The 18,568-nt window shown below is 62.7% G+C and carries 16 protein-coding genes and 1 pseudogene; all 17 read left to right on the top strand.

Annotation, left to right across the window (positions count from 1 at the left end; translation table 11 throughout):
* The first annotated feature begins 21 nt into the window (after window positions 1-21).
* The 17 genes and pseudogenes from HMPREF9058_RS07095 to HMPREF9058_RS12800 all read left to right on the top strand — a co-directional run bounded on the left by HMPREF9058_RS07095 (window position 22) and on the right by HMPREF9058_RS12800 (window position 18,382).
* A complete protein-coding gene (locus tag HMPREF9058_RS07095; RefSeq protein WP_139018981.1) occupies window positions 22-417 on the top strand; it encodes a TadE/TadG family type IV pilus assembly protein in 396 nt (131 codons plus the stop codon).
* Window positions 414-911: a TadE/TadG family type IV pilus assembly protein gene (locus HMPREF9058_RS07100; protein ID WP_009747684.1), complete on the top strand. Its 498-nt coding sequence runs from the start codon at window positions 414-416 to the stop codon at window positions 909-911. Before HMPREF9058_RS07095 ends, HMPREF9058_RS07100 begins: the two co-directional genes overlap by 4 nt.
* Window positions 908-1,363, top strand: a complete 456-nt coding sequence (locus HMPREF9058_RS07105; protein WP_009406620.1) for a TadE/TadG family type IV pilus assembly protein — start codon at window positions 908-910, stop codon at window positions 1,361-1,363. The genes HMPREF9058_RS07100 and HMPREF9058_RS07105 overlap by 4 nt, the downstream gene beginning before the upstream one ends.
* Entirely contained in the window at window positions 1,360-4,041 is a 2,682-nt protein-coding gene (locus HMPREF9058_RS07110; RefSeq protein ID WP_009747686.1) for a hypothetical protein, read from the top strand. The genes HMPREF9058_RS07105 and HMPREF9058_RS07110 overlap by 4 nt, the downstream gene beginning before the upstream one ends.
* Window positions 4,042-4,053: 12 nt before the next feature.
* Window positions 4,054-8,715, top strand: coding sequence for an FtsK/SpoIIIE domain-containing protein (locus HMPREF9058_RS07115; RefSeq protein ID WP_009406657.1), 4,662 nt, complete (start codon window positions 4,054-4,056; stop codon window positions 8,713-8,715).
* A gap of 145 nt (window positions 8,716-8,860) precedes the next feature.
* Window positions 8,861-9,127, top strand: a complete 267-nt coding sequence (locus HMPREF9058_RS13405; RefSeq protein WP_009406616.1) for a hypothetical protein — start codon at window positions 8,861-8,863, stop codon at window positions 9,125-9,127.
* A 147-nt stretch (window positions 9,128-9,274) separates the two neighbouring features.
* A complete protein-coding gene (locus tag HMPREF9058_RS13410; protein ID WP_368072134.1) occupies window positions 9,275-11,131 on the top strand; it encodes a DUF6571 family protein in 1,857 nt (618 codons plus the stop codon).
* The gene (locus tag HMPREF9058_RS13415; protein ID WP_139018982.1) at window positions 11,109-11,333 is read left to right on the top strand and encodes a hypothetical protein; all 225 of its coding nucleotides are present in this window, start codon (window positions 11,109-11,111) and stop codon (window positions 11,331-11,333) included. Before HMPREF9058_RS13410 ends, HMPREF9058_RS13415 begins: the two co-directional genes overlap by 23 nt.
* A 1,126-nt stretch (window positions 11,334-12,459) precedes the next feature.
* The gene (locus HMPREF9058_RS07120) at window positions 12,460-12,801 is read left to right on the top strand and encodes a transposase (protein ID WP_175284702.1); all 342 of its coding nucleotides are present in this window, start codon (window positions 12,460-12,462) and stop codon (window positions 12,799-12,801) included.
* A gap of 344 nt (window positions 12,802-13,145) precedes the next feature.
* Window positions 13,146-13,307, top strand: coding sequence for a transposase (locus HMPREF9058_RS07125; protein WP_009406641.1), 162 nt, complete (start codon window positions 13,146-13,148; stop codon window positions 13,305-13,307).
* Between the two features lie 21 nt (window positions 13,308-13,328).
* Window positions 13,329-14,312 (top strand): annotated as a pseudogene (locus tag HMPREF9058_RS07130) (IS3 family transposase); the annotation flags it as partial.
* Window positions 14,313-14,662: 350 nt separating this feature from the next.
* Window positions 14,663-14,971: a hypothetical protein gene (locus HMPREF9058_RS13420; protein ID WP_009747680.1), complete on the top strand. Its 309-nt coding sequence runs from the start codon at window positions 14,663-14,665 to the stop codon at window positions 14,969-14,971.
* Between the two features lie 222 nt (window positions 14,972-15,193).
* Complete coding sequence (locus HMPREF9058_RS14005; RefSeq protein ID WP_139018989.1) at window positions 15,194-15,295, top strand: transposase; 102 nt, start codon at window positions 15,194-15,196, stop codon at window positions 15,293-15,295.
* Between the two features lie 9 nt (window positions 15,296-15,304).
* Window positions 15,305-15,487 carry a transposase gene (locus HMPREF9058_RS07135; RefSeq protein WP_009406591.1) on the top strand — a complete coding sequence of 61 codons (183 nt, stop codon included), beginning with the start codon at window positions 15,305-15,307 and terminating at the stop codon, window positions 15,485-15,487.
* Window positions 15,484-15,666, top strand: a complete 183-nt coding sequence (locus tag HMPREF9058_RS13790; protein WP_009747659.1) for a hypothetical protein — start codon at window positions 15,484-15,486, stop codon at window positions 15,664-15,666. Before HMPREF9058_RS07135 ends, HMPREF9058_RS13790 begins: the two co-directional genes overlap by 4 nt.
* 34 nt (window positions 15,667-15,700) lie before the next feature.
* Window positions 15,701-16,369, top strand: a complete 669-nt coding sequence (locus HMPREF9058_RS07140) for an IS3 family transposase (RefSeq protein ID WP_254654095.1) — start codon at window positions 15,701-15,703, stop codon at window positions 16,367-16,369.
* A 1,302-nt stretch (window positions 16,370-17,671) separates the two neighbouring features.
* Window positions 17,672-18,382: a hypothetical protein gene (locus HMPREF9058_RS12800; protein ID WP_009406637.1), complete on the top strand. Its 711-nt coding sequence runs from the start codon at window positions 17,672-17,674 to the stop codon at window positions 18,380-18,382.
* Window positions 18,383-18,568: the final 186 nt, after the last annotated feature.

Raw genomic sequence — 18,568 nt, forward strand, 5'->3', positions numbered from 1 at the left:
ATGCAGTCGCTGCGGAGAGGAATGACGAGGCGCTTGCGCTCGGAGGCCGGGGCCTCCAGCGTCGAGCTGCTCGTCTTCTTCCCGCTGCTCCTGCTCATCGTGCTGCTCACCGTGCAGGTCGCACTGAGCTGGTACGGCAACGAGGTGGCGACCTCCACCGCCCGAGAGGTTGCCCGCGAGGTCCGCAACGGCTCGGCCGACTCCTCCGCCATCGCTGCCGCCAAGACCGACGGAGAGGCCTACGCCCACCGGGTCGGCGGCAAGGCGCTCACCGACGTGTCGGTGGACGTCGTCGTGATCGGTAACCAGGTCAATGTCGAGGTGACGGGCAAGTCCATGGACATCATCGCCGGCTTCGCCCCCAAGGTGCGGGCCTCGGTCACCTCCGAGCGCGAGACCTTCCGGGAGGACACGTGACCCCCACCCCGACCACCACCCGGGCCGTCACCGGCGGCCGAGCCTGGCTCGCTGCCAAGGCACTCCGCGATCGCCTGCGCCCAGTCGCCGGCGGCGCCGATGCCGGCGAGCGGGGCAGCATGTCCGTCGAGATGATCGTCCTGGTCCCGGTGCTCCTGCTCATCGTCATGATCGCCGTCGCCGGGGGCCGCCTGGTCTCCGCCGAGGGCATGGTCCAGGCCGCCGCCCGTGACGCCGCCCGGGCCGCCTCCATCGAGCGCTCCGCCGGGGATGCCGACGCCGCCGCCCGCCGCAGCCTGGCCGCCGCGGACACCGCCAACGCTCGATGCTCGGGGGGAGTCGACGTCGGCGGCTTCGGCCGGGGCGGTACCGTCACCGCCACCGTCAGCTGCCGCGTCGAGCTGTCCGACCTGGGCCTGGTCTTCCTGCCGGGCGCCACCACGGTCACGGCGAGCTCCACCGCACCTGTCGACACCTGGAGGGGAACCCGATGAACCGGATCGTCACCTCCGTGCGCCACCGGCTCCGCCACGACGGCGAGCGCGGGGCCGTCTCCGTCTACGCCGTCATCATCGCCGCGGTCCTCATGCTCATGGCCGGACTGTGCATCGAGGGCGGCCGCGTCCTCAACGCCCGCGCCACCCTGGCCGACCAGGCCGAGCAGGCCGCCCGCGCCGGAGCCCAGCACCTGTCCACCGACGACGTGCGCGGAGGCGCCACCGTCTCGGTGGACAGCGCCGCCGCCACCTCCGCCGCCCGCACCTACCTGGCTCAGGGCGGCCTGGCCCAGAGCTCCAGCGTCGATGTCACCGCGCGAGGGGTCGCCGTCACCGTCGAGCGTGACGTGCCCACCACGATGCTGCGACTCGTCGGAGTCACGTCCATTCATGTCACCGTCACCGGCGAGGCCCGCAACGCCGTCGGTATCTTCAAGGAGGATCAGTGAGCCGCGCCGCTCAACGAGCCCAGGCCGCCGGACCCGAACGCTTCCGTTCCCCGGTGCGCAGCACGCGCCCCCCGGTGTGGAAGTCACTCCTGGCCGCCCTCCTCCTCATACTGGTCATCATCGGCCTGCCGGTCCTGCTGCTGGCCACCGTCGGCCTTCCCCCCATCCCCACCGAGCTGGGGCTGGACACTCTCACCCAGGCGATCTCCGTGGACGCCCTCCTGGGCGTCCTCACCTGGGTGATCTGGCTGGCCTGGATGCAGTTCACCTTCTGCACCCTGGTGGAGACCGTCTCCGCCATTCGCGGCCGCAGCGTCCCCGGGCACGTCCCCTTCTCCGGCGGGGTGCAGGCCGTGGCCCGTCGGCTCGTGGCCTCCGTGCTGCTGCTGGGCGCCGTCAGCGGCCCGCTGGCCGCCGCGGCCGCCCCGGTGGTCGAGGAGCCCACCCCCGCCGTCGCCGCCGCCCAGGACTCCGCCCGCGCCGCCACCCGGACCACCGACGCCTCGGGCGCCTCGATCACCTCTGGGACCGTGGCCCAGAACCCCGACGGCAGCCAGCAGATGCGCTACATGGTCGGCGGCGTCGAGATCGACCCCGCCCTCGGCTCCCAGCTCGTGGGCCAGCGCGTCTACGTGGTCCAGCCGCCCGAGGGCCGCTATCACGACAACCTCTGGGACATCGCCGAGCGCAACCTTGGCGACGGGCGCGCCTACACGCGGATCTACGACCTCAACGCCGGCCGCGTCCAGCCCGACGGCGGCTCCCTGGAACTGGCCCGGCTCATCCAGCCCGGCTGGCTCATGGTCATGCCCGAGGAGGCCTCCTCCGTGCCCCGGGTCGAGGCCGTCCCGGTGGCTCCGGCGCCGGCCACCCCCGCCCCGGCCACTCCCAACCCGGAGGAGGCGCGCTCCGGCGGCGCCGGCATTGACCAGGGCCTGGCCTCCACCCTGCGCGACGTCCCGCCCGTCCAGATGCCGGCGGTCGGCGCGCTCCTGGCCGCCTCCCTCGTCTCGGTGCTCGTGCGCCGCCGGCGCCAGCTCTCCGGCGGGGCCTTCGACGAGGGCTCCGGCGAGCTCGAGCGGCTCCTGCGCGTGGGCGCCGACGAGCGCCGCGCCCAGCGCCTCAACGCCATCCTGCGCTCCCTGGACTCGATCCCCGGCAGCCCCCGCCCCTACGCCGTCGCCATCGACGACGACGCCTGCTACCTGCGCCTGGCCCAGGCCGTCCCCGAGGCCCCGGCCCCCTGGCGCGTCCAGGAGGAGGGCCTGACCTGGGTGATGCGCGCCGGCCGGGAGCCGGCCCCCACCCCGAACGGCTCCCTCCTGCCGGGCCTGGTGACCGTGGGCCGCATCGCCAGTGGCGCCGACATCCTCATCGACCTGGCCTTCGCCGACGGCGAGGTCGCCGTCACCGGTGACCCCGCCATGGCCGCGGAGGTCGTCACCGCCTTCGCCCTGGAGCTGTGCACCAACTCCTGGTCCCAGGATGCCGTCGTCGTGGGCGCCGGCCTGCCGACCGCGTTGCGCGAGGTGGCCGGCGGTCGCATCCAGACGCCGGAGGCCCTCCTGGCCAGTAGCCCGTTGCCGGGCCGGGTCGACGTCATCACCGGCCGTCGCCCCGGGGCGGCCACGACCTTCGTCCTCGTGGGCAACGGTGAGGCCACGCCGAGCCTGCCGCCCGGCGGCGACTACGCCGTCGTGCGCGCCGGCGGTGACGGCCGGGCACGCTGGACCATTGACGTCGACGCCTCCGGCACCGCCCGCATCGACCAGCTGGGCATCGCGGTGCGGGCCACGCGCGCCACCGAGAACGAGGTCCTGGGACTGGCACACCTCTTCGGCCCGACCCAGGTGACCGACGACGGCACGCGCCCGCCGATCCCCGACCCGCCCATGCCGCCGATGATGACGGCGGCCCTGCGCACCGCCGACGTGCGCATCCAGGTGCTGGGGCAGACGCTCGTGGAGGCCGCCGGCGCGGTCGAGCCCGAGCGCCGCTCGATCCTCACCGAGGCCGCCATCTGCGTGGCCCTCCACCCCGAGGGCATCCGCCCGGCAGTGCTGGGCACCATGCTCTGGCCGCTGGGAGCCACCGCGGACGTGGTGGCCGGCACCGTGGAGCGGCTGCGCGCCTGGCTGGGCCACGACGCCCAGGGTCTGCCCCACCTGCGTGAGGACGCCGAGGGGCGCCTCGTCATGGGGCCGGGGGTCGTCGTCGACTGGGACGTGCTGCGCTCGCTGCTGGCCTCGTCCCGCGGCTGCCCGCCTCAGCGCGAGGTCGAGCTGCTCATCGAGGCCCTGCGCCTGGTGCGCGGCCCCATGGTGGCCGGCGCCGAGGAGGGACGCTACACCTGGATGGCGCGTGTGCGCGCCGCCCACCAGTACAACGCGCTCGTCGTGGACGCCGCCCACCGCGTCGTCGAGCTCACCGGGGACACCGACCCCGACGGCGCGGGGATGGCCATCGCCACCGGCCTGGCGGTCGTGGACCTGGACCAGGGGCTGTGGCGTGACCGCCTGCGCCTGGCGGCCCGGCGCGGCCGCGGTGAGCTGGAGCGGGAGGTTCACGGGCTCCTGTCGGCCGCCGGTGCCGACGACCTGGCCCAGGTCGACCCGGCCACGGCCGCCCTCGTGGAGGATCTGGCGCCGGGGCTGTCCGTGGCCCGACGCCCCGCGTAAGGAGGCGCAGGCGTGCAGCTGTTCATCAGTGTCCTGCGGCCCGGTGAGGCCGATGCGGCCGCCCGCGACCTCCTGGTCGTGGCGCCCGAGGACGCCACGGTCGGGGACATGGTGGCGGGCCTGGAGCCCGCCGTCGAGGGCAGCGCCCCCGGGGCGGCCCTGCGGCTCGTCGTCAACGCCGGCGAGCAGGTGGCCGCGCCCCCCATCGGCGTGTGGGACGGTCCACGGCGCCTGGCCGCCGCGGACAACCTGGTCGACGTGGTCCGCAACGGCATGCTCCTGGGCCTGGGCGGGCCGGTGCGCGACGACGTCGAACCGGTGGGCGTCATTGAGCTGCGCGTGGTGGCCGGCCAGGGGGCCGGCGCCGTCCACCGCCTGAGCCTGGGCGGCTACACCCTGGGCGGACCCGGCTGTGACCTGGTTCTGGAGGGCTTGGAGGGACGGATCGCCGACCTCGCCGTCGCCGTCGGGGGGCATGTGACGATCACCCCGGTGCCGGAGGTCGCCCAGCGCGAGCTGCCGATGCCGCTGCCGAGGCGCCGTCCGCTGCCGGGTCCCCTCGTCCTGGCCGCCCCGGAGCGCGGTGAGGAGCAGGAGGCCAAGGGTCGGGCGGCCCGGCGCCGTCGACGCAAGGAGGCGCGCAAGCGCCGCCGCGCCAAGAAGAAGGGCCTGGACTCCGAGGCGATCCTCTCCAGCCGCGAGACGCTGGAGCCGGACGGGGTGCGCCACTACCTCGAGCTGGATCGCCGGCCCCTGGGTGCCGGCGCCTCCTCCTGGTCCCCGGACGCGCTGGTGACGGTGGGGGAGATGCTCCTGTCGATCGGGCCGGTGCCGGCGGCCAATGCGGTCGTCTCGCCGACGGCGGGCGCCCCGACCCTGAACTTCAACCGGCCGCCGCGTCTGGCCCGGCCGGTGCGGGAGACGAAGTTCGCGCTGCCGACGAAGCCGACCGAGCAGCGCAAACCGCCGTTCCCCTTTGCGATGCTCATCTCCCCGCTGGTCATGGGGGCGGGCATGTACTTCATGACGGGGCGCGTCTACTCGCTCATGTTCATGGTGTTCTCCCCGATCATGATGATCGCCAACATGATCCAGGGGCGCTCGAACCAGAAGAAGGACTTCCGGGACAAGCTGCGCAAGTACGAGGAGCAGCGTGAGGCCACCGAGGAGGCGGCCTTCAAGGCTCTGACCGCTGAGCGGGGGGTGCGCCGCGGGGACCATCCGGATGCGGCTGAGCTGCTGCTGCGCGCCACGGGGCCGCGGGCCCAGCTGTGGGAGCGGCGGCCCACCGACCCGGACTGGCTGGATCTGCGGGTGGGGGTGGCGGACCTGCCCAGTGACGTGGAGATCGAGGACTCTCAGCGCGCCAAGCACGAGGAGCCGCTGCGGTGGACGGCACCGGACGTGCCGGTGCGGGTGCCGCTGGGTGAGCTGGGCGTGGTGGGCGTGTGCGGCACGCGGCGTCACGACGTTGCCGACTGGCTGGCCGCCCAGGCGGCGGTGCTGCACTCACCGGCCGAGCTGCAGATGGTGCTCCTGGTGGAGCCGGCGCGTGGCGAGAATCGCGCGGGGCGCTGGGCCTGGACGAGGTGGCTGCCCCACCTGCGCAACCTGGAGGGCATGGGCGCTCGGGCGCGCGTGGGACTGGACGATGAGACGATCGCCCGGCGCATCAACGAGATCTCCGAGCTGGTGGAGCGCAGGCTGGACCCGGAGAGGCGGGGGCCCTCCACGGGGCCGGTCGAGCAGATCCTCGTGGTGCTCGACGGCGCCCGGGGCCTGCGTCTGCGCCCGGGCCTCATCTCCGTGCTGCGCCGGGGACCGGCCGCGGGGGTGTTCCTGGTGTGCATCGACCGGGATCGCACGGCCCTGCCCGAGGAGTGCCGCGCCGTGGTCACCGCCGAGGTGGGGGCGGCGAGCGTGTCGCAGACGGATGTGGACGAGGTCGAGCGTGTGACCCTGGACCTGCTCCCGAGCGGCTGGTGCGAGCGGGTGGCCCGGGCGCTGGCGCCGATCCACGACGTCTCCGCCTCGGGCGCGGACTCGACGATCCCGACCTCCTCCCGGCTCTTGGACGTCCTGCCGATGCCGGATCCGAATGCGGAGGCGGTGCTGGCGGCCTGGGATCGGTGCAGCCGGACGACGAAGGCGGTCGTCGGTGAGGACGCCGAGGGGCACTTCTGGCTGGATGTACGCGCTGACGGGCCGCACGCCCTGGTGGCCGGGACCACTGGTTCGGGTAAGTCCGAGCTGCTGCAGACGCTCATCGCCTCCCTGTGCGTGGGCAACACGCCGGATTCGATGACCTTCGTGCTGGTGGACTACAAGGGTGGCGCGGCCTTCAAGGACTGTGCGCGCCTGCCGCACACGGTGGGTATGGTGACGGACTTGGACGGGCACCTCACCTCCCGCGCTCTGGAGTCCCTGGGGGCCGAGCTGCGCCGCCGCGAGCACCAGCTGGCGGGGGCGGACGCGAAGGATATCGAGGACTACGTGGCCGCTATGCAGCCCGGCGATGAGCCGATGCCGCGGCTCATGATCATTATTGACGAGTTCGCGGCCCTGGTGTCCGAGCTGCCGGACTTCGTGACGGGGCTGGTGGACATCGCCCGGCGTGGGCGCTCGCTCGGGGTGCACCTGGTGCTGGCGACCCAGCGGCCCGCGGGCGTGGTCTCGGCTGAGATCAAGTCGAACACGAACCTGCGCATCGCCCTGCGCGTCACCGATGAGAACGACTCCCAGGACGTCATCGAGGCCTCCAACTCGGCCTACATCCCGCCCTCGATCCCGGGGCGCGCCTATGCGCGGCTGGGGCATGCGAGCCTGCGCCAGTTCCAGTCCTCCCGGGTGGGGGGACGGCCCCGCGGGGCGATGCCGCAGGCGGCGGTGCGGGCGGCGACACTGACCCTGGATGAGCTCTCCCGCCCGGAGATGAAACCGCCGGACATGGAGGAGGACGCGACGATCCCCACCGACCTGGCCACCCTGGTCTCCGCAATGGGGGCGGCGCACACGGCGACGGGCCGGCCGGACCCGCACAGCCCGTGGCTGCCGCCGCTGCCGGAGCTCATCACCCTGGCGCAGGTTCAGGAGCGCATGGAGGCGGCCCAGGCCACCGGGGGTGCGGGCGGTCTGGGTGGGCCTGATCCGCGGGCGGCCGGCTTCCTGCCGGCGCTGCCGCTGGGCTTGGAGGACCTGCCCGGCGAGCAGGATCAGCGGCCCATGACGTGGGACTATACGCGCGCCGGTCACCTGGGGATCGCCGGTGCCCCGCGTTCGGGGCGTTCCAGCGTGCTGCGGGGGATCGCGGTGGCCCTGGCGCAGACGGCGTCGGCCGCTGAGGTGCACGTCTACGGCATTGACGCGGGTAATGGGGCCCTGGCCCCGTGTGTGAACCTGCCGAACTTCGGGGCGGTGGTCACGCGTGACCAGGCGGACCGGATCCGTCGCATGCTGGCGCTGCTGGGTGGGCAGGTGGCCTACCGTCAGCAGTACTTGGCCACGCATGGCTACGCTTCCGTGGCCGAGCAGCGGGCCGCCACCCCACCGTCTGAGCGGTTGCCGTACCTGGTCCTGCTCATTGACCGGTGGGACAACTTCATGGCGACCTTTGAGAACACCGACGCCGGAGCGATCCCCGGGATGGTGGAGACGCTCATGCGTGAGGGCCCGGCGGTGGGGTTGCGTGTGGTGATCGCCGGGGACCGGACCGTGTTCCGGGGGCGGTTCGGGATGATGCTGGAGGACCGCCTGGTCCTGCGCATGCCGAGCCCGGACGACTTCGACCTGATCGCCATGCGCGCTAAGGATGTTCCTCTGTCCATGCCGCAGGGGCGGGCCTTCCGTTCGGGGGAGCGGCCCCGGGAGGTCCAGCTGGTCATGCTGACTGATGACTCTGCGGGAACGGCGCAGGTGGCGGCGGTTCACCAGGCGGCCGAGCAGGCCAACACAAGGTGGGGCGTCATTGATCGCGCCCAGCGTCCGGGGCACGTGGATGAGTTGCCTGTGGCGATCTCGGCTGAGGAGGCGCTCAAGCTCGAGCCCGCTCTGGAGCCGAATGAGATCGCCTTCGCCGTGGGCGGCGATGATCTGCGCCTGTTGCCGGTGTCCTTGGAGGACATCGGTAACGCCTTCCTCGTGACGGGTCCGAGGCGTTCGGGGCGGTCGACGGCGCTGCACTTCGCCACTAACCGGCTGCTGGAGAACGGGCAGAAGATCGTGCTGGTGCTGCCGCGCAAGTCCCCGCTCATGGAGCTCGCCAACAACCCGAGCGTGCTGGGGGTCCTGGGCATGGATGCGGGGCCAAGTGATTTGAGTGAGCTGTTGGAGGAGGATCCGGAGAACACCGTCATTGTGGTGGATGATTTCGATACACTGACAAACGACCACAACATCAATCCGAGGATTGAGGAACACATCAAGACCTGCCGCGACCACCACGGGGGCGTCCTCGTGGCCTGCGGCATCGACGAGGTTGGAGGTATGTACCGCGGCGTTGTCGCCACCGCCAGGAAGACAAGAACCGGACTCATCCTCGCTCCGCGAGGATCCGACGACGGCTCCCACTTCTCAGCGAGGCTTCCGAGATCCATCGGAGGACCCGTCCCCAAAGGCAGAGCTGTCCAGATCAGCACCACCGGCTGGACGTGGGTGCAGGTGCCGAAAGATTGGTGACAGATAAAGAGACTTGAAATCTCCGCTTTAGAAAGGAGTGAGACGTTCTGCTTTTCGAATACCGTGAAGTGCAGAAAGGCAGAAATCGCACCTTTAATAAAAGTGACTCTCTCTGGCAGATTGTGTTTCAAAATTGGAGATATAGATGGAAAAGCATGAGAAGTTAAAAAAAATGCGCGATTACGTCGCAGCAGAAAACAAAGACCTGAAGTTCACTGACGGAGGTCACACCCTCTCTCCAGAGCAAGACATTGCGAAAGCGATATGTGACAAAGAGACGTGGACGGGGCATATGGCCGAGGAACAGGCTGAAGCGGCAAGACAGAATATCGGCGCTCTAAAAAACAAATTCATCGCACTATACGACGCATTAAACAGTCAAGCATCGGCTGCAGAAGGTGACACAAAATAGTTTCAGTGGACCGAACAGAAGCAGTGCCCTAAGTTAAATAGATACAAGTTGTTAGCTTAGATAAGGAAGTATTATTATGGCAGAGAAAAAAGTGACAATAAAATTGAACAAGAAAAAACTAAATGATCAAATAAAAAAATCAAGCAGATTGTCATTGACTGTGATCTCTCAAGAGACGATATCGACGTCAAGAGCGATGAGTACGGAAACCCTTCCCGGGATGCGGATACTTTCTATTACGATGTGGCCCCCGAGTTAAAAAGGGTTGAAGATAGAGCCCGCTGGATTACCGACCGCATGAATCGCATCATTCAGATTAACGAAAGTGGAATCGGCAAACGGGACGATTCCGCAGGGACTATCTCAATTGATGTACCCGAGTCCGTTGACAAAAAGGGTATCTCAGGGTTTGATGCATGGAGCCAGGGTGTACTGGACTCGCAAACGCTTGTGAAGTATTCCGAAGAGGGATGTACCCCAGAACAGTATGATGCACTTTTGGCGAGGATGGAGCGTTACCAAAGTGATCCGTCGTATGCGGCCGCTGTGTTTGACGAGATAGGCCCGGGTCGCCTACTCGACCTCCCTATCGATATTGGGGACAACTTCATCAAAACGACGGGCTCCGGTCCCGCTAGAAGTACTAAGAATCTACGTCCCAATGCTGAGAAAGACCTCGCCAACGTGCTTGGTCACCTTCTTGCGGCGCGTTCGCAAAGTTGGACAGATGAAGAGGCATCTAATTATGCAAACTCTCTAGTTCAATATGCGGAAGAAAAAAACAAAGGTCAAAGGTTGGGGTCCCTCAACGAGATTCTCTCTGCTTCAAGGGGCGTAGATATCGATGGTGATCGCAACAACGAAACCGTTGGACTGGATTATAATGACGCATTTTTGCTAACGCTTGCCAACAGGCTTGAAAATTACAAATCAAAAGGAGGCAGCGACTCTCGAGTCACTTATGGGGACCGTTCTAACTCCCTATCAGGGGTCGTTCACGCTATGACAGGGAATCCCGATGTGGCAACAAGCTGGTTGACGGTAAAAAGGGCTGACGGCACCTTAGATGATCGAGCAACTGCAGAACGAACAAAGAAGTTGATCGGCCGAGCAAGTCTAGACGAGAATAAATACAGCAATAGCACCCAATGGAAAGATGACTGGATGATGTTATCTGCTCAAGAGTCTATTCGAGGCGTCAAAGATCCTGGTGGCGGAATGGCGCAAGCGGCTATTGCTTCCGGAGCTTTGAATACTATTGGCGCGGGAGGAGACAAAATTAAATTGTCTACGGCGGCAAGAAATTCTGCTTCCATCACTCTATCGAACTACGTGTATGGTGCGCAGCAGTCGGCCAAGCCGGATGGTCAATCCGGCTGGACCCTTCCAGTTGCTGGAGGCGATTGGGCGCAAGGAATGCCGAGACAACCTGTCATAGACCAGAAAGCCCTGACTAATATTTTAGGTCAAGTTGGAATGGATAATCATGCAATTACGCGATTTGCCGGAGCCCAGGAAGCATTCAATAAACAACAGGTTGAGGGTGCGCGAGGCAACGATGAAGCAGACATTACTTCCGTTCTCAAGGATCAAAGCAATTTGCGTGGTTTCGCGGCCGGAGCTATTGCGCGGCAGAGTGAAATCGACGGTGCTGCATCTGACGAGAGGGTAGGCGCATGGGCGAATGCAGTATCGACTGCAGCAAATGCCATTCCCTTGCCTCAAACCAAAGGCGCTGGAGTCGCCCTTAGCGTTGGCAATAAATTTGCCCTCAATGCTGGCAAAAGCGTTGCTTCTGATGGCGCTGAGAGTGGAGTTAAATCTTTGTTTGTGGGTAAGGAAGACAAGAAGAAAGAAGAGAATGAAAAAATTAAAACTGCGGGATCAAGGGCTAACACTGAAGCAGAGGTTCTTACGTTATTGAATTCTGGGGTCTATTCCCAGCAGGAGTTGGCGGAAATCAAGGCTCACAATAAAAGGTGTGGACATTTCGACCGTCATTGATGACGAGGGCAATCTCTTGGTTGATGCAAACAAAGTGAACCCCGATAACCCGACCTTGTCCGACGATCAAAAAAATGCTCTCACTCATTTGGGGGACACTCTTCCTGTCGGTAACCATCCCGGGATGGCTGGCTTTGGTCAGAATACAAAACAGTCGTACGGCCAAGGGTACGAAACTGCCCACGGGCAGAAAAGGAAATAGGTTTTAGGGTGACAGACTGCGTTAAGTGGGATGATTTGAGTTATCTTGAATGGATGTGGGGCAATGGTGTTTCCTTTTAGGCGATTTGTCTGGCTCTGGCTAATCGTTTCTCTCGGATTGACTGCATGTGGCCGCTCGTTGGAGAAGGGGAAAAATAGCCATGACTCTAATACTGTCGGAACGGTCGCCAGAAGTGTCGACCCTTCGAGAGGAAGTTTCACTTGTCCGGGAGTATCCGACACCTCGGTGGAGGCAATGTTTGAAGACGTGAAGTTAAACGGAAGCGAAATTAGAGACCCCTCTGGTTCTATTGAGCATTTGGAGTGTTGGGGGGAGAGTCATGGTTCTACCGTGTTCTACTCCGAGTCTGGAAGGGTGACGCCTTACTCGGATCACAGTCATGACTATCGAGGTCCAGGTTCAGAAAAGTATTCAGTACCGGAAATTGAGGGAGCTTCAGGAGATTATCGCACGATGCCCGAAGGGGTTGGAGCAAGTAGCCTGATTATTTGTGGCGATGCGTTTGTGTTCGTGCGAATCTACTCCAACCGCGCGCCACTTAAGGGGGACCTCAAGGAAAATGTCAAGAATATTTCTCTTTCGATGACTCCCTGGGCTTGTAAGGGTGAAGCGATCCCAGGTATTGGGACGACGTTAAGTCACTCCCGGCCTAACGACGGCGCCTCTACGGCCGTTTCGAATGCGCCTCAATCGGCGGCATAGATTTTAAATGGGGTTATTTTGTGGTTCGGTAGAGGCTTGTTTGTCTGGATGAAGATCTTGGGTGCCTGGTGGGTTTGGGTGAGTCTGGCTCTCTGGCGGTTGCTGATGGTGTTCTTTGCCGTCTTTTCGTGTTTGAGGGTGTAGTAGGCGGGGCCTATTGAGGTGCGTAGGCGGTGGGTGCGTCGTTGCGGTGGGTGGGGGTCGAGGTCTCCCGATGAAGGGAATTGCTACGCAACTCAGCTGAGAGGTCTCGACGTGCCTGAGGCTACCTCCACCTGCCCCACCTGACGACCTTGCTGGGCCTGGAGGTTTTGGGACTAACCGCGGTGGGCCAGCTACCTCACAGCCAAGTGAATCGTCCCGGGTTTGATGGAGGCAGTGACGACACGGAATGATCACTGTCATGGGACAGAAGAAGTACCCCGATGAGCTGCGCGAGCGAGCCACGAGGATGGCGTTGGACGCGTTGGCTGACCCGGCGCGGGCCAAGGGCGCGATCCGCAGGATCGGCGAGGAGCTGGGTGTCCACCCCGAGGCTCTGCGCACCTGGGTCAAGAAGGCCCAGGTCGACCAGGGCACCCGGCCCGGCACCACCACTGACCAGGCGCAGCGGATCAAGGAGCTTGAGAAAGAGGTCCGAGAGCTGCGAAGAGCCAACGCGATCCCAAAGAGCGCGTCAGCTTGTCTATCGCGGCGGAGTGTGAGCGCCCATCCCGTTGATCTGCCAGTACATCGAGACCAATAAGGAGGAGCTTGGGGCCTGGCCGGTCTGCAAGGTGCTCACTGGCGCCGGAGTCAAGATCGCCCCGAGCACTTGACTCACGCCCGCCGTAGCCGGCCTCCTAGCGCCAGGAGCCTGCGCGACGAGACCCTCAAGGCGGAGATATCCAAGGTCCACAAGAACCAGCTACTCGGTGCTGGGGACCCGCAAGATGCACGTGATACTCAACCGCCCTGAGAGCGCCGAGCGTCACGGTGCCGGTCACGTGGCCCGGTGCACCGTCGAACCTGACTCGTGACAGCTTGGGGTGCGTGGTGTTTCTCGGACTGGGGGAGTTTTTCTTCCCTTGAGTCGATAGGATGGAGACCATGTCAGCAGTGAAATACTCGGAGGAGTTCAAGGAGCAGGCCGTGCGTGAAGTCGTCGAGAAGGAACGCACGATAGCGTCAGTGGCCGCCTCATACGACCTTGTTGCCCAAACAGTAGGTAACTGGGTCGCGAGATACAAAAAGGCGCACGCCACCGACTAGGACCGCGAGAAAGCCTCCGAGTCGGCCGAGATAGCGAAACTGAGAGCGGAGAACAGGGAGCTGCGTCAGGAGAACGAGCTCGGCGAAAAAAGCAGCTGCCTTCTTCGCCAAGGAACGACCGTGACCGACCGCTACGAGCTGATCAACCGCGAAGAAGGCCATTATCCCATCTCCTCAATGTGCCGGTGGTCCAGGGTGTCAAAATCAGGGTACTACTCCTGGCGCGACCGACCCCAGTCACAGGCAGCTGTCAGGAGGGAGGAGCTGGCTATCCTGATTAAGGACGTTTTCGAGCACTCCGATGGCACCTACGGGTACCGGTGCATCCAGGTGGTCCTGGAGCGGCGTGGTGTGCGGGCCGACGGTTCCACGATTCGCGACATCATGAGGGGCCTGGGGCTGAAGGCCTCCGGGCCACGGGCAAAAGTCCGAACCACGGTGCCAGCCCAGGACCTGGACGAGCGCCCAGACCTGCTCCGGCGGGACTTCACCGCTGGCGAACCTGGACTTGAGTGGTGCGGGGACATCACCTACGTCAGGACATGGACCGGATTCGTCTATCTTGCGACCGTTCTGGACCGCTGCACTAAGAAGGTCGCGGGTTACGCGTTGGCCGACCACATGCACACGTCCCTGGTGTGCCAGGCCATTGACATGGCGGTCAGGAGATGCCCTGTCGAGGAGGGTGTGACGATCTTTCACTCGGACAAAGGAAGTCAGTACACGTCTCAAAGATTCCTGGATCACCTCAAGGGTTATGGGATTCGTCCCTCGGTGGGGCGTACGGGGATGTGCTGGGACAATGCGTGGGCGGAGTCATTCAATGCCACGCTCAAGAATGAGAGAGTCCACCGAATGGTGTACCCCACGAAGGACAAGGCGATCAAGGATATTGCCTCATGGATCGAGTTGATATACAATCATGTCCGCCTTCATTCAGCACTAGGTTATCGCACCCCGAACGAGGTTGAATGCGAGCTTCTGGACTTAACAAAGGCATCCTGAAACACAAACAAGCACTGTCCGAAGAACATCCAGTAGTCCAAGGGGTATGTATGCACAGAGACAGAGTGAGAGTCGGCAAAGTGCTGGCGCTATCACTATCTTCGCTAGTTGTGGCAGTTATACTAGCTGGTTGTTCTTTTGGGAAGAATGACGCTAGTTCGCGCACTACACTATCCCCCCTCACCGAAGATAAAATGTGCGGCATTGTTTCTAATAGGACATTGAAGGACAACTTGTCTCTTAATGTTGTTAGATATGGATATGAAAACTCCTCGCAGTCGGGAATGTACTCTTGTATTTTATGGTCCAGCTCCGGTGCTGGAGTACGGCACTCTATGACGATAGAGTATATGCCAACTAAAGCGAAAAAATTGTCGGAGATAACCGACGAGTACTCGGGTTACTCGCAGCTGTCTTTTGAAGGAAAAGGAGGAAGTCAAGGATGGGTTAAAAAAGACTACGCAACAATGATATGGATTTACCCCGATGATCACTACTTAGAAATGTTTGTGTTTGACTTGGGTGGCGGAGAACATGTCATCAATGACGCTTTTAAAGATGGTCTTGTTCGGACGTTTCAAGAATTGGTTGACGATATTCCGGAGTATAGTAGAAGTGCAGGATCGATTCACTATACTTCAACGCCGCCATGGGGGTGACTAAGTAAATCGTGGGTTATTAGGACTGCGACTATACTGACATTAACCAGGTCATGATGCTGTCGGATAGCTCTTGCTGGGCTGACGTCTTTTGCCCTGACTCGTGACACCTTGGTGGGTTTTCGGTGACTCGTCGTGAGTTTTCGTTGGTATTGCGGTGTTGGGGTGGAGTGCGTGGTGTTTCTCGGACAGGGGGAGTTTTTCTTCCCGTGAGTCGATAGGATAGATCCCAGGCCAGCAGCGAAATATTCCGAGGAGTTCAAGGCCCAGGTCGTGCGTGAGGTCATTGAGAAGGACCGCACGATAGCCTCGGTAGCCGCCTAGTACGATCTTGTGGCCCAGACGGTGGATAACTGGGTCGCCAGGTACAGAAAAGATCATGCCACCGGCCAGGACCGCAAGAAGGCCTCCGAGTCAGCCGAGATCGCGAAGCTGAGAGCGGAAAACAGGGAGCTGCGTCAGGAGAACGAGTTCCTGAAAAAAGCAGCCGCCTTCTTCGCGAAGGAACGACCGTGACCGAGCGCTATGAGCTCATCAATCGCGAAGAAGGCCATTACCCCACCTCCTCGATGTGCCGCTGGGCCGGTGTCTCACGTTCCGTCTACTACTCCTGGCGCGACCGACCTGAGTCCATCACCAGAGCGAAAAGAAAAGAGCTCAGTATCATCATCAAGGACGTTTTTAAGGACTCGTGAGGGCACTTACGGGTACCGAAGGATCCAGGCCTATCTGGAGAGGCGTGGGGTGAGGGTGGATGGCGCCACGATCCGCGTCATCATGAGGGCGCTGGGCCTTGAGGCCGCGCAGCCGCGGGCGAAGGTCCGTACTACCGTGCCGGCCGAGGACCTCGATGAGCGCCCCGACCTGGTGGGGCAGGACTTCACCGCCGACGAGCCTGGGCGTAAGTGGTGCGGGGACATCACTTACATCAACACATGGGCCGGATTCGTCTATCTTGCAACCGTTCTGGACTGCTGCACCAAGAAGGTCGTGGGGTACGCGATGGCCGATCATATGCGCACCTCACTGGTGTGCCAGGCCATCGACATGGCAGCCAGGCGCTGCCCGGTTGAGAAAGGTGTGACAGTCTTTCACTCCGACCGGGGCAGTCAGTGCACGTCTCAGAAGTTCCTGGACCAACTGAAGACCTATGGTATCCGTCCGTCCGTGGGGCGTACCGGAGTGTGCTGGGACAATGCCTGGGCGGAGTCATTCAATGCCACGCTCAAGAACGAAAGGGTGCATAGAATGGTGTATCCCACGAAGGACAAGGCGATCAACGATATTGCCTCGTGGATCGAGCTGAGATACAATCACATACGCCTTCACTCAGCCCTGGGATACCGCACCCCGAACGAAGTCGAACGCGAGCTCCTGAACTTAACGAAGGCAGCCTGAAACCCCAAATAAGCAGTGTCCGAAAAACACCTAGCAGTCCAGTGGTAGATGGGAGTCCAAAGTGGGAGCGCTTGTAAATTTACGTTCCAGTGCATATTCTGCAAGGTTGTGCGGAGGTGGTCGATGTGTCGCTATGCCTATCGTGTTGTTTATGACGATAGCATCTCTTGTCTTGATCGCATCGTGCTCGAGACTTAGTGACGGTGCTAGAGAAGGGGGAACAACACACAAAGTCAAAGAAACCTCTGCAGTGAGCGTGGTGCCTACGGTAGCGCCCTCGGAGGCGGCGGACTACGTGTGCGCAGGAATTCCTAACAGTTCTTTGAAAGCAATGTTCGGTGATAGTGTCGAGGTCGTGGCAGCCTCGCCTGATATTACCAATGCAGTGTGTCTCGTCAGTGTGAACGGGCATGGTGTCTTCACTTCCAAGTTCAGGTATGTTTCGGGGGAGTATGATGGATGGGCTTCTTCGTACGCTATTCCGGGTGATGTCACGTCAACGTTCTCTTTTGGTGGTGCAGATGGGGAGGGCGAAGCTAAGGTTGATGCGGGAAGTAGGCCGGACGTGGGTACGACTGTGTATACGTGCGGCGACAAGCAGCTCATACTCACTGTTAGTGATGGAAGTGCCATGAGAGGGGGCTTGAAGGCTAACTTAGTCAATTTAACTCAGTCCACTCTTCCTTGGCTTTGTGGTTCATCGCCTATTCCAGGATTGGGGAAGACTATGGAAGAATATCGACCTCAGTTCCTAAAGACTCCCTCTCCCTCGGCAGACGGAGCGGCCGATATCTCATAATTTGTTATCGGTGCTCGTGTATTGCCGGCCATGACGGACTGCGATCAGGACGCATTTTCATCCACAGCCAGGGATGGATGGTGTTTTGGGGAGGGAGACGACCAGCCTGGCTGTCTGGCGATGCTTGTTGATTCGGAAAGAGGTTTTGACTACCGCAGATTGTGGTGCCGTGAGGCGACCGCACTAGCGCGTATGAAGCGCACGGGATGCCAATTGCGCAACCCAAGATCCATACAAGCGACTTGCGCCCTCGGCCTTGTAACCGGAATGCCGTTAGGCTGCTGGATGACGTCTCTATAGCGATGACGGTAGTATCTGCCCGCGACCGTCTGTCTCCGGTTGGCGCAGGCGGTGTGCTTGCGCTGGTTGGGGCTGTCACATGTATGTTGCCGGTGTGGCCTTCGTCGGGCTGCCGTGACTTGGCTGTGATCTTGCGGGTAGAGTCATGGGGTTGCTGCTGCGCCGGGAGACAGTGCGCGGCCCGATCGTGGAGGTGCTCCCTCATGACTCGTTCGCTTGCTCGTTTGTCTGGTCGCTGCCGTGTCGCAAGCGCACTGGGTGCTGGCGCGCTGGCTGCCTCGCTGGCGCTGGCGGGGTGCTCATCGAGCAGCCCGAAAGGCGGAGGCACGATCCCACCCCTCAACACCGCGGGCGCCAGCAGCGGTTCGACGGCGCCTGCGTCTGCCTCGGGCGGGGCGTCAACTGGTGCAAGTGGTGCGGCCAATGCTGGTGCGGTGAGTGCTGAGTCCCTGTCCGATCCCGACCTGGGCTACACCGTCGTGTCCATCCCCCAAGGCCTCGACGCCACCAAGACCAAGGTCCTCCAGGACTACATCGCCTACGACAAAGCCACCTGGCGAGTCTGGTTCACACGGGAAGGACTGGGCGAAGCCCTGAACCGGTCAACCGGATCAACCCATGAAGACATTCAGAAAAGCTACGAAATAATGACTGCCTATGATGTCCCTCCCGTGATTATTGGCGTCGGAGGCATTGATCTCTCGGAGGACGCGAAGAGCGCTGACGTAACAGTATGTTCCGATCGGACGCAGATGAAGGCTACAGACTTCCAAGGAAATGACGTAACCCAGAAGTCGACGCAGAATCGGGTGGCGTTATTGGTGCGCATGGTTCCACGCGATGATGGCGTGTGGATTACGCAAAGCGAGACGGTGTTGTCCATGAATGAGTGCACCGCCGAAACTGGGAAGTGACGAAGAGGGTTCGTATGTTGCGCAGAAAATCTATGGGAGTCACGTTTGTTGGCTTGCTTCTCGTGGCTTTCAGTGCACCTAGCCCGAGTGCATTTACAAGCGGGAATAATAATGCCTCTTCTGATGTGTCTGGTTCTGCTGAGGGGACTGCGGATGGTGGTGGTGTGGTGACTATCTCGGTGGAGT

It is taken from the genome of Actinomyces sp. oral taxon 175 str. F0384 (genome assembly GCF_000223355.1).
Taxonomy (GTDB): Bacteria; Actinomycetota; Actinomycetes; order Actinomycetales; family Actinomycetaceae; genus Actinomyces; species Actinomyces oris.

Excerpts from the sequence above, each read along its gene's own strand:
- HMPREF9058_RS13420 (WP_009747680.1), top strand. The coding sequence starts at position 14,663 with ATGCCAACTAAAGCGAAAAAATTGTCGGAGATAACCGACGAGTACTCG.
- HMPREF9058_RS07120 (WP_175284702.1), top strand. The coding sequence starts at position 12,460 with ATGGGACAGAAGAAGTACCCCGATGAGCTGCGCGAGCGAGCCACGAGG.
- HMPREF9058_RS13405 (WP_009406616.1), top strand. The coding sequence starts at position 8,861 with ATGGAAAAGCATGAGAAGTTAAAAAAAATGCGCGATTACGTCGCAGCA.
- HMPREF9058_RS07105 (WP_009406620.1), top strand. The coding sequence starts at position 908 with ATGAACCGGATCGTCACCTCCGTGCGCCACCGGCTCCGCCACGACGGC.
- HMPREF9058_RS12800 (WP_009406637.1), top strand. The coding sequence starts at position 17,672 with ATGACTCGTTCGCTTGCTCGTTTGTCTGGTCGCTGCCGTGTCGCAAGC.
- HMPREF9058_RS07095 (WP_139018981.1), top strand. The coding sequence starts at position 22 with ATGACGAGGCGCTTGCGCTCGGAGGCCGGGGCCTCCAGCGTCGAGCTG.
- HMPREF9058_RS07125 (WP_009406641.1), top strand. The coding sequence starts at position 13,146 with ATGTCAGCAGTGAAATACTCGGAGGAGTTCAAGGAGCAGGCCGTGCGT.